Below are 8,813 nucleotides of genomic sequence, written 5' to 3' on the forward strand. Positions count from 1 at the left end.
CAAGGCGTAACCCATGTCCTCGGACTATTTTGTTACTGATGTCACCGACCGCTCAGCCTCAGGAAGTTCTTCCCGGATGATTTGACGTAACACGGTTGCAGTAACCGGCTGCTCATTCTTTCCCAAGAAGACTTTCAATGCCTCATTCATCATCGTTTGGTAGCCAGTGCCCATGCGCTCTGCCCGCGCACGAAACTCATTAAGCACCGAGTCATCGATGTAAATGGTAATGCGCGTCTTGCCTTTCGCGGGGAGTAGCGCGCTTCGCTTACCTTTTGAAAAATCGTATTCAGCCCTCATAGCTTGTCACCTCATGCCGCGTAGCGTGACGAGCCGATATAAGCCGGATCTCCTCGCCGCGAAGCGTGTAGACAACAACCAGGATTATTCCCACGCTACCCATGCCGACCGCCACAAACCGTGCCTCACCTTCTGAATCGGGGTCCAGCCGATGGATCGCCCAGTGGGTCGTAAAATACGCCTTCGGCATCCGCGAAGGACACACCGTGTTTCTTTAGATTGCTTGCGGCCTTTGCGGGATCGTATCGGAAGCGCACTGACAGACTATATGCACGATATGCATATTCGTCAAGTGCGCCGCATTTTCGTGGCTAATGTAAAGCCAACCGGCGAGGCGCTTTTGCCGCACCCGGTTAAGCGACTGGTTGGCCTGGCCTGCGTTCCACCGCGTGCGGTATTTGAGCGCCAGTTTTGCACCGAGCTTCAGCTTCGTGCTCACCTGCCCCTAGAGCAATATCGAACCCGCGACGCTGGCGGCGGCGCACCAGATCACGACGAAGAGCGCAGACACGCGCCACGCTACCAGAAGCGTGAAACCAACGATTGCAATGGCCAGATCAACCGGCCCACGCACGGCACTCGTCCAAACTGGATCGTAAAGCGCCGCCCCCAGGAGCCCGACCACGGCGGCGTTAACGCCTGCGATCGCGCGCGCTGCAATCGGTCGGCCGGCGATAGTGCGCCAGAGAGGAAGGACGCCCGCCACGAGCAGGAACCCCGGCAGAAAAATTGCGCCGAGCGCGATGGACGCGCCGACCATGCCGCCTTCGCTGCCCGGAAGACGCGCGCCCAGATAAGCAGCGAGCGTGAACATCGGCCCTGGCACCGCCTGTGCGGCACCATACCCGGCCAGAAATTCGTCAGAGGAAATCCACCCGGGTTTGACGACAGTCTCCTCGAGAAGGGGCAATACCACATGGCCGCCGCCAAATACCAGAGCGCCCGCCCGATAAAACGCCTCCGTGACCGCAAGGAGGCCGTCGCGCCCGTGTGCGGCAAGCGGCAAGCCGACGAGCAACAGCACGAACACCGCGAGCAGTGTCCAGCCGAGCGCCGGACCGTAGCGTAGGTGCAAGCCGCCACCGGCGACTGGCAGCACGCCGCGGCAGAACGCGAGACCCGCGACCCCGCCGAGCGCGACGGCGAGAAGCTGCGCCCACGCCTGGCCGGACACGAGAATGACTACCGCGGCGAACGTCGCGATCGTCATGCGCGGGACATCGGGGCACAGCTGCCGAGTCATACCGAGCACGCCTTGCGCGACGACCGATAGCGCAACAAGTTTGAGCCCGTGAATCGCGGCGTCGCCGGCCGTGCCGGAGATTTGCGGTAACAGCGCCGCGAACGCGAACAGCAGCAATGCGGACGGCAACGTGAACGCGATGAAAGCGGCGACGGCGCCCGCCCAGCCGGCCCGCAAAAGCCCCAGACTGAATCCCAACTGGCTGCTCGCCGGACCGGGCAGGAACTGGCAGAGCGCGAGCAGTTGCGCGTACTGGCTTTCGCCGACCCAGTTGCGCCGCTCAACGAGTTCTCGTCGGTAGTATCCGAGATGCGCGATCGGGCCGCCGAACGAGGTCAGCCCGAGCTTGAGAAAGGTAGCGAACACTTCCAAGACGGAGCCAGCATGGGGTGTCTGCATGTGCGAAGATTCCTGTTACATTCTCGAACCAGTCAATTGGCTGACGTTCAAAGTAACCGGCCTGCGCGGATTTTCGCGCAGGTCCGGGTGACTGCCGGATTAGACCGCTTGTTGCGCTGACGCTTCATGATCTCAGTGTTGCGACGAGGCGCTTTGGGTGGCGCAGCAGTTCCAGCGCATCGAAGACGCTCGTGCAGACGACGTCGGCGCTCGCGAGCGTTTCTGCCGCGCCACCTTCACGTTGGATAAGTGCAATGCCCAATGCGGCGGCGCGCAACATCTCGCGATCGTTACGGCCGTTGCCAATGGCAACGACCGTATTGGCTCCCAACTCGGACACAAACTGGAGCTTGGCCTCGGCTTGTGATTCGACCGGCGTGATGGTGAGCTTGATGGGCAACCCTGCGAGTTGCGCCTCGGCGAGCCCGAAAGTATCGGCTGTGATGACGTGAATGCAAATAGTGGGTGCAACGCCGGCGAGTTGCTCCGCGACACCAGGCAACAGCTTGCCGTCGAGGGCCAGCATGCCGTTGTAATCCAACACAAGGTGCGCTAACTCAAGCTTGCGGAAGCCGGGAATGTCGATCGAGATCATGAGATAGAGGTATAGTGGCCCAACGCGAAGTTCACCGGCGCGGGCCACGACGACAAACATTGTACCGGCGGAACACCGCGTCCGGTTGAACGTCGGGTTAGACCGCCGTTAGCCGTACCTTTCCAACATTGCCGAGTTTTAGACGTTGTTTCGCTTGCCAGAGATCATGGTTGTTCTGCATGGTAAGCCAGCTCTCGGGAGAACGCCCGAGGGCCTTGGAGAGACGCAGCGCCATTTCAGGACTGATACGGCTGGAACCCATCAGAATACGATTTAATGTCGAAGCTGCTACACCGAGTTTGGCAGCCAATTCACGGCCGCTAAGCCCATTAGGCTTCAGATAAACCTCGGTGATGAACTCACCAGGATGAGGGGGATTGTGCATAGCCATCAGTGATAATCCTCATAATCCAAGACGTAGGCGTGTCCGTCTTTGAATTCGAAAGTTAAGCGCCAGTTGCCGTTTACCCACACAGACCACCGACCGCGTTCCGATCCTTTGAGAGGGTGTAGCCGAAACCCAGGAACGTTCATGTCCTCGATATTCAGAGCCGTATCCAACGCCACTAATAGCATCCGCAGTCGCTTGGCATGGTGCGGTTGTATTCCCGCCGCGTTTCCCGACTCAAAGAACTTCCGGAGCCCTTTGTGTCGGAACGATTGAATCATGCATCAAGCATAGCATGTTGCGCACCACGCAACAAGGCTTAACGTTTGAATTCACCGGACCTGCGCGGCTTTTCGCGCAGGTCCGGTGGAATGATCGGTTGGGCCGCAATGCCATTGACACGCTATGCCTCACAGGTGGGCGAAGAACTCAGGCGCGCTTTGCCATTTGTCGTTGCGACCATCCACGTAGGTGATAGGAACTTTTGAAAGCTCCTCCTCTGAAACATCGTCGAGGCATCCGAGGTTGATGCCATACATTTTGCCGATGGGGGTTTCGTTTCCGACGCCAAAACCACGCACGCCACAGTGTTTACAGAAGTAGTGGTGGTTCTTCTTGGTGTTGAATAAATATTGCGTTAATTCTGCTTCCCCCGTCAGCAAGCGAAAACCTTCTGGCTTTGCCACGGCCGCCCACTGGCGGTTCCGTCTGCATATGGAGCAGTTGCAGCGATATGTGGCTTGAGTCAGATCAAGGTCTGCCTCGAATGTGACCGCACCGCAATGACAGCTACCGTGATATGTCTTCAGCATGATTTAACCCTCACGAAATAGAGACTCCGCTTTTCGCGGTCCAACAGGCCGCGCTAACCGGCGCGCGATGACTTTTCGCGCGTCCGTGTTGAGCGCGTGGTCAGACCTTGCTCTTTGACAAGACGGAGCTGGAGGCGATAGCCGAGGGCAGAAGCATAACGCTTCAAAGTAGCAATGGAGGGGGAATGCTTTCCGATCGCCGTCTCCATTCGCGCAACCGCAGATTGGGTAGTCCCGATCCGCTCGGCAAGTTCGGCCTGCGTAAGACCCGCTTCGGCGCGAGCTTTGAGAATCTCATCCAGCAGCTCAAACTCCTCCTTGAGTTTTTCGTACTCGCGACGCACTTCGGGGCGTGCCAGCGCGCGTCTCTTGAAATCTTTAAGCGTGTTACGCATCTTTCACCTCTTTCATTCGCTTTAGCGCGATCTCCAGCTCCTTCCGTGGGGTTTTTTCCGATTTCTTGATGAATTGGTGGAGCATCACGATCCGGCGATCGACAATTGTGCAGTAGAAGACCCGGGCGATGCCTTCTGCCGCCTTGAGCCTGAGTTCGAAAAGCCCGCGGCCCATCGCTCGTGTGTGAGGCATCCCAAGGTCCGGCCCGTAAACTTCCATGCGTTCCGCATAACGCAGGAACCGGGCAACAAACCCAGCCGGAAGACTATGTACCTCCTTCCTGGAGATCGGGACTGTAGAAGGAGATGCGCCAGCTGACGAAGCCAAACTATAGCATATTCGCTATATCGTGAGAATGGCTAGGAACGAGAACGAGAGCTAACGTTTTGGTGCGCGGCGGGCCAGCACTGACGATTGATGCGGCCCGGCGCTTGCGGCCCGTCCGTTCGACCTAAGGTTAGATTCCGACGATTTCATTGAGCCCCTCAACGACTTGCGAAATCTCCTCGGGCGAGGCGCGGCCGATTCTTGCCCCGATGCGTTCGACGGCAAGAGTACGGATCTGACTGATCTTGACCCATGATCGTTTCGGCAGCTTTGCCGCTTGAAGCTCGAGAGTCAGCGGAAAACCGGCGCGCTGAGGCTGACTTGTCAATGCCACCGCAATGACAGTCCCGGAACGCTCATTAAACACGTCGTGACTGAGGACCAGTACGGGACGCAAGCCAGCTTGCTCACGACCACGGACTGGGTTGAGGTCGGCCCACCGAATCTCGCCTCTCAGTATTCGGGCCAAGCGTCGAGCTCCTGCCCTAAGCCTTCTTCAGCGAGCGCTTTCTCAAATTTCGGATCGAGCTTTGCGCATTCGGACGCCAAACGGGTGCGCTCCATCCGCGCAAGCTTCTCGGCTACGGCTGACTGGATTGCTCGACTGCGGTTGGGAAAAACCTTCTTTGCAACCAAGCTGTCAACGCGCTCCAGCGTTCCGCTGTCAATAGTGATGGCAACTTTGATGCTGCTCATGGGGGCCTCCAGAGTATGACAACTTATCATACCAGATCGGGACGCGCAAGGAATCTAACGAATAATAAGGACTTCCCCACTCCGATCACGGCATCGTGCTTGGGTTCAAGGAGTCGTTGCAACACTGCCTTTCTGAGCCGAGGATATTAGTTGATCAAGAGCCTCGGCTGGCGTCTTCCATCCGAGTGTCTTGCGAGGTCTGCTGTTGAGAGTCGTGGCAACCGCATCAAGTTTGCGCTCGGAGTATCTGCTGATGTCGGTGCCTTTTGGAAAGTACTGGCGCAGTAAGCCGTTCGTGTTCTCGTTGGTACCTCGTTGCCAAGGGCTTCGCGGATCACAGAAGTAGATGTCCACGCCGGCCTCTATCCGCAACCGTGCATGCTGCGCCATCTCCGCACCTTGGTCCCAAGTCAGCGACTTGCGCAACTGTATGGGCAGCGTCGCGATCTTTGCGGCAATGGCATCTCTGACAGCCTCAGCACCGTGGCCAGCCAAGGCCGGTCCATTCTTGACGCGAGCGCCGGCACCATGCTCGGCCATTGGCGGCAAGTGCAACAGCATCGTGAATCGGGTGGTGCGCTCCACCAAGGTGCCAATCGCAGAGCTGTTCAGACCGATGATCATGTCGCCTTCCCAATGGCCGGGAACGGCACGGTCTGCGACTTCAGCTGGGCGCTGGCTGATCATCACCTCAGGGGTGATGAAGTTCTTGCCCCGCTGCCGCGTCCTGGCGCGTGGCACTCGCAACGCCCGACCAGTGCGTAGACAAGCAGACAGTTCACGTCGTAGCGCGCCGCGAGCTTGAACGTAAAGCGCTTGGTAAATGGCTTCGTGAGAAATCCGCATGGACGCATCATCCGGGAAATCAACTCGCAATCGACGGCTGATCTGCTGCGGGCTCCAACACTTGCCCCATCGTCTGTCTGCGCGACGACCGTGGCGCCGACCATTCCATGGAACGTCGGGGCCCGGAATTGATCTTCCCCGGACATCAGTGACCGCGCCGGCGAGCCGCTCTTGCACATAGGCTCGCAATCGCGCGTTCTCGGCAAGCTTGGCGGCCTTGGGCCGCTCGGCTGCTCGCTCGGCTTTCCACTGCGCGACGGTAGCCCGATACCTCAGCACGCCACCTCGGGTCGCGGCATTCCGGCGCAGCTCACGCGACACCGTCGATGGCGATCGCCCCATCCGCCGCGCGATCTCGCGAACCCCCAACCCTTGAACCTTCAATAGCGCAAGCTCCTCACGATCTGCAAACGACAAGTACCGTCCCGAGAATCCAACCAAACTGATCGGTGCAATGCCGCCGGCCTCGCGAAACCAACGAGGACCCAGTGGCTGCGAGACTCCACTCGACAATGCCGCTTCTTCACTCGCCGCTCCTGCGGCAATGCGCGCCCAAAACGCTTGCTTAGCTTCCCGCTGATTAACGCTGGGCCGGCCGGGCGAGCGCATCGGTTCTCGCCCTGTCCGCTCCGTAACCCAGCCATGTGGTCGTCCCATAAAACACCTCCAGTATCGAGATGTTGCAACGACCATTGGAATTCACCGTGTGTGCCAAGATTGGCTTGCATGTTCAATCTCAAACGGAGGGGGAAGTCATGAAACAGAGTACTGCAAATCAACGGACGGAAAAAGTGGTGGGTACCGTGGCAGTGGTGGGCATTGATTTGGCGAAAAATGTGTTCTCCCTGCATGGGGCAGATGCCTCAGGCCGGGTGGTGCTCAAGCAAACCGTTTCGCGGGCTAAGCTCGCCGAGTTCATGGCAAAACTTCCACCTTGCCGAATTGGGATGGAGGCCTGCGGTGGCGCCCACCACTGGGCGCGCGTGTTTGGGAGAGCCGGACACCAGGTGCGAATCATGGCGGCACAGTTCGTTCAGCCCTATCGAAAGGCGGGCAAGAACGACAGTAACGATGCCGAAGCCGTGTGCGAAGCACTGACCCGGCCGACCATGCGCTTTGTGCCCGTAAAGACGGAAGATCAGCAGGCGGTGATGTCGTTACATCGTGTGCGCCAGGGCTTTGTGGAAGAGCGCACCGCCACGATCAACCGCCTGCGGGGCCTGCTCTCGGAATTCGGCGTCGTGCTACCCCAGTCCCCGAACAAAGTTCGCCGGCTCGTTCCGGAACTGATCGGCGCGGACACGACCAGCGAATTCCCCATCGTGTTGCAAGGAGCGCTGCGGGATCTGTATCAGCACCTCTGCCTGCTCGATGCCCGTGTGATCGAATACGACCGGCGAATCATCGCCCTGATGGAGCAGGACCCACGTGCCCAACGCATTCAGGCGGTGAACGGCATCGGGCCACTCACCGCGAGTGCGGCACTCGCCACCGTAGGCGATGCCACGGTCTACAGAAATGGCAGACAGTTCGCCGCCTCAATCGGATTGACCCCACGACAGACGAGCACGGGCGGCAAGCCCCGGCTGGGGAGGATCACTAAACAAGGGGACGCTTACCTGCGAACGCTGCTTATCCAGGGGGCACGCTCAACCCTTAACACCGCTCACCGACGCCAAGACCCCCTCAGTCGCTGGATCGTCGATACGCACAAACGCATTGGCTACTACAAAACACTGGTTGCCATCGCCAACAAACACGCTCGAATCCTCTGGGCGCTGCTTGCCCGCAATGAGGACTTTGATCTCAAACGCTATGGCCAGCGGCCGATGACATCGGCGCCCGGCATTCACTGAAGGAGGATTTACCACCGACGCGATTGCGACGCACACCACGCGTGCAACAGGTAAGACCGGCACCGGCAGAACCTGGCTACAGTCCAGAGGCAGCTGTCTCAGACCTCGACTAACGAATGAGGAGTCGGTGTGCGGTTGTTATGATGGCCCGGGCAACACACAAGCCCAACAAGGCCGGTTATAGAGGCGCAGTCTGTCCTGCTTGCTACGTGTGTGCAGAGTTAGTGTTGCAACGGGGAAGTCCTTATAGAGACTGTAGAAAAACCCTGTTATCGAGACCCATCTCATCAGATTCGACACAGCTCGACAATAACGCTGTCGTGGTCATCGAGCTCAAGGATAAGGCAGATCGCCTACTGTAAAAGCCCTGATGCGTTTCTGGATGAATCTTCATTCTGATCCAGCGATTTTCGCTCTGCCTATTGTTTGGGCATAACGGTTCAATTTAGGGGTTTTTCTACAGCCTCAACGTTCGTGCTCAGCCGCGCTGCTCTTTGCGTCGGCTGGAGCACAGTGTTGGGCGTCATAGATATCAGAGATCACGACCGTTGAAAGGTTTAACAGGGAGAGATGAGAACTCGACGCCTTCAAGACAGCGAACGTTCACGAGGGCCATGTGATTGCCGGAAGGATCGGGGCCTTCGCAAAAGGGGTGCATTCCGCACTTTGAGCAAAACCGATGCTTGACTGTGTGTTTGCCAAATGTGTAGGTACTCATATTTTCCTGTGGTGTGAGCAACCGAAGTTGCTGCCGCGGAACGGGCCAATTAAGCGATCCTTTTCGGGAACAGATCGAGCAGTTGCAGTCCATAACTTGTGTGAGTTCGCCTTCAACCTCAAAGGCAATTTGTCCACAATGGCAGCTACCTTTGTAAATCATTGCGTGGCTCCTTTCGACAATTTGTGTTCCTATCGTCCCACGATTCGATAAGTGGCAGGAAGTGTGACGCCCAAC

The 8,813-nt window shown here is 58.1% G+C and carries 15 protein-coding genes; 1 reads left to right on the forward strand and 14 read right to left on the reverse strand.

Going from position 1 to position 8,813, the window contains the following annotated elements; translation table 11 throughout:
* Window positions 1-24: 24 nt before the first annotated feature.
* From WD823_RS02150 to WD823_RS02210, 13 genes are all read right to left on the reverse strand, one after another.
* The gene (locus tag WD823_RS02150) at window positions 25-300 is read right to left on the reverse strand and encodes a BrnA antitoxin family protein (RefSeq protein WP_368427840.1); all 276 of its coding nucleotides are present in this window, start codon (window positions 298-300) and stop codon (window positions 25-27) included.
* Window positions 290-403, reverse strand: a complete 114-nt coding sequence (locus WD823_RS02155; RefSeq protein ID WP_368427841.1) for a BrnT family toxin — start codon at window positions 401-403, stop codon at window positions 290-292. Before WD823_RS02155 ends, WD823_RS02150 begins: the two co-directional genes overlap by 11 nt.
* A gap of 22 nt (window positions 404-425) precedes the next feature.
* The gene (locus WD823_RS02160; protein WP_368427842.1) at window positions 426-557 is read right to left on the reverse strand and encodes a BrnT family toxin; all 132 of its coding nucleotides are present in this window, start codon (window positions 555-557) and stop codon (window positions 426-428) included.
* Window positions 558-745: 188 nt separating this feature from the next.
* A complete protein-coding gene (chrA, locus tag WD823_RS02165) occupies window positions 746-1,942 on the reverse strand; it encodes a chromate efflux transporter (protein WP_368427843.1) in 1,197 nt (398 codons plus the stop codon).
* Window positions 1,943-2,066: 124 nt separating this feature from the next.
* Window positions 2,067-2,537, reverse strand: coding sequence for an HAD family hydrolase (locus tag WD823_RS02170; RefSeq protein WP_368427844.1), 471 nt, complete (start codon window positions 2,535-2,537; stop codon window positions 2,067-2,069).
* Window positions 2,538-2,634: 97 nt separating this feature from the next.
* On the reverse strand, window positions 2,635-2,928 hold the full coding sequence (locus tag WD823_RS02175) for a HigA family addiction module antitoxin (protein ID WP_368427845.1): 294 nt from the start codon (window positions 2,926-2,928) through the stop codon (window positions 2,635-2,637).
* Complete coding sequence (locus tag WD823_RS02180) at window positions 2,928-3,206, reverse strand: type II toxin-antitoxin system RelE/ParE family toxin (protein WP_368427846.1); 279 nt, start codon at window positions 3,204-3,206, stop codon at window positions 2,928-2,930. The genes WD823_RS02175 and WD823_RS02180 overlap by 1 nt, the downstream gene beginning before the upstream one ends.
* A gap of 129 nt (window positions 3,207-3,335) precedes the next feature.
* A complete protein-coding gene (locus WD823_RS02185; protein WP_368427847.1) occupies window positions 3,336-3,737 on the reverse strand; it encodes a GFA family protein in 402 nt (133 codons plus the stop codon).
* Window positions 3,738-3,790: 53 nt separating this feature from the next.
* On the reverse strand, window positions 3,791-4,132 hold the full coding sequence (locus tag WD823_RS02190; protein ID WP_368427848.1) for a helix-turn-helix domain-containing protein: 342 nt from the start codon (window positions 4,130-4,132) through the stop codon (window positions 3,791-3,793).
* Window positions 4,125-4,352 (reverse strand): type II toxin-antitoxin system RelE/ParE family toxin, encoded by a 228-nt coding sequence (locus tag WD823_RS02195; RefSeq protein ID WP_368427849.1) that lies wholly within the window; start codon window positions 4,350-4,352, stop codon window positions 4,125-4,127. Before WD823_RS02195 ends, WD823_RS02190 begins: the two co-directional genes overlap by 8 nt.
* 238 nt (window positions 4,353-4,590) lie before the next feature.
* Window positions 4,591-4,929 (reverse strand): type II toxin-antitoxin system PemK/MazF family toxin, encoded by a 339-nt coding sequence (locus WD823_RS02200; RefSeq protein WP_368427850.1) that lies wholly within the window; start codon window positions 4,927-4,929, stop codon window positions 4,591-4,593.
* Entirely contained in the window at window positions 4,914-5,156 is a 243-nt protein-coding gene (locus WD823_RS02205) for a CopG family ribbon-helix-helix protein (protein ID WP_368427851.1), read from the reverse strand. Before WD823_RS02205 ends, WD823_RS02200 begins: the two co-directional genes overlap by 16 nt.
* 105 nt (window positions 5,157-5,261) lie before the next feature.
* Window positions 5,262-6,659 carry an IS30 family transposase gene (locus WD823_RS02210; protein ID WP_368427852.1) on the reverse strand — a complete coding sequence of 466 codons (1,398 nt, stop codon included), beginning with the start codon at window positions 6,657-6,659 and terminating at the stop codon, window positions 5,262-5,264.
* 98 nt (window positions 6,660-6,757) lie between these two features.
* Between WD823_RS02210 and WD823_RS02215 the strand changes: the two genes are divergently transcribed.
* On the forward strand, window positions 6,758-7,858 hold the full coding sequence (locus WD823_RS02215; protein WP_368427853.1) for an IS110 family transposase: 1,101 nt from the start codon (window positions 6,758-6,760) through the stop codon (window positions 7,856-7,858).
* A 532-nt stretch (window positions 7,859-8,390) separates the two neighbouring features.
* Here WD823_RS02215 and WD823_RS02220 read toward each other — a convergent pair.
* Window positions 8,391-8,738: a GFA family protein gene (locus WD823_RS02220; protein ID WP_368427854.1), complete on the reverse strand. Its 348-nt coding sequence runs from the start codon at window positions 8,736-8,738 to the stop codon at window positions 8,391-8,393.
* Between the last annotated feature and the right edge of the window lie 75 nt (window positions 8,739-8,813).

Origin of the sequence: Sulfuricaulis sp. (assembly GCF_040901545.1) — a bacterium.
Taxonomy (GTDB): domain Bacteria; phylum Pseudomonadota; class Gammaproteobacteria; order Acidiferrobacterales; family Sulfurifustaceae; genus Sulfuricaulis.

Coding starts and splice junctions, on each gene's coding strand:
- WD823_RS02155 (WP_368427841.1), bottom strand. CDS start 403: ATGGGTAGCGTGGGAATAATCCTGGTTGTTGTCTACACGCTTCGCGGC.
- WD823_RS02220 (WP_368427854.1), bottom strand. CDS start 8,738: ATGATTTACAAAGGTAGCTGCCATTGTGGACAAATTGCCTTTGAGGTT.
- WD823_RS02180 (WP_368427846.1), bottom strand. CDS start 3,206: ATGATTCAATCGTTCCGACACAAAGGGCTCCGGAAGTTCTTTGAGTCG.
- WD823_RS02185 (WP_368427847.1), bottom strand. CDS start 3,737: ATGCTGAAGACATATCACGGTAGCTGTCATTGCGGTGCGGTCACATTC.
- WD823_RS02215 (WP_368427853.1), top strand. CDS start 6,758: ATGAAACAGAGTACTGCAAATCAACGGACGGAAAAAGTGGTGGGTACC.
- WD823_RS02205 (WP_368427851.1), bottom strand. CDS start 5,156: ATGAGCAGCATCAAAGTTGCCATCACTATTGACAGCGGAACGCTGGAG.
- WD823_RS02150 (WP_368427840.1), bottom strand. CDS start 300: ATGAGGGCTGAATACGATTTTTCAAAAGGTAAGCGAAGCGCGCTACTC.
- WD823_RS02195 (WP_368427849.1), bottom strand. CDS start 4,352: ATGGAAGTTTACGGGCCGGACCTTGGGATGCCTCACACACGAGCGATG.
- WD823_RS02190 (WP_368427848.1), bottom strand. CDS start 4,132: ATGCGTAACACGCTTAAAGATTTCAAGAGACGCGCGCTGGCACGCCCC.
- WD823_RS02170 (WP_368427844.1), bottom strand. CDS start 2,537: ATGATCTCGATCGACATTCCCGGCTTCCGCAAGCTTGAGTTAGCGCAC.
- WD823_RS02175 (WP_368427845.1), bottom strand. CDS start 2,928: ATGGCTATGCACAATCCCCCTCATCCTGGTGAGTTCATCACCGAGGTT.
- chrA (WP_368427843.1), bottom strand. CDS start 1,942: ATGCAGACACCCCATGCTGGCTCCGTCTTGGAAGTGTTCGCTACCTTT.
- WD823_RS02210 (WP_368427852.1), bottom strand. CDS start 6,659: ATGGGACGACCACATGGCTGGGTTACGGAGCGGACAGGGCGAGAACCG.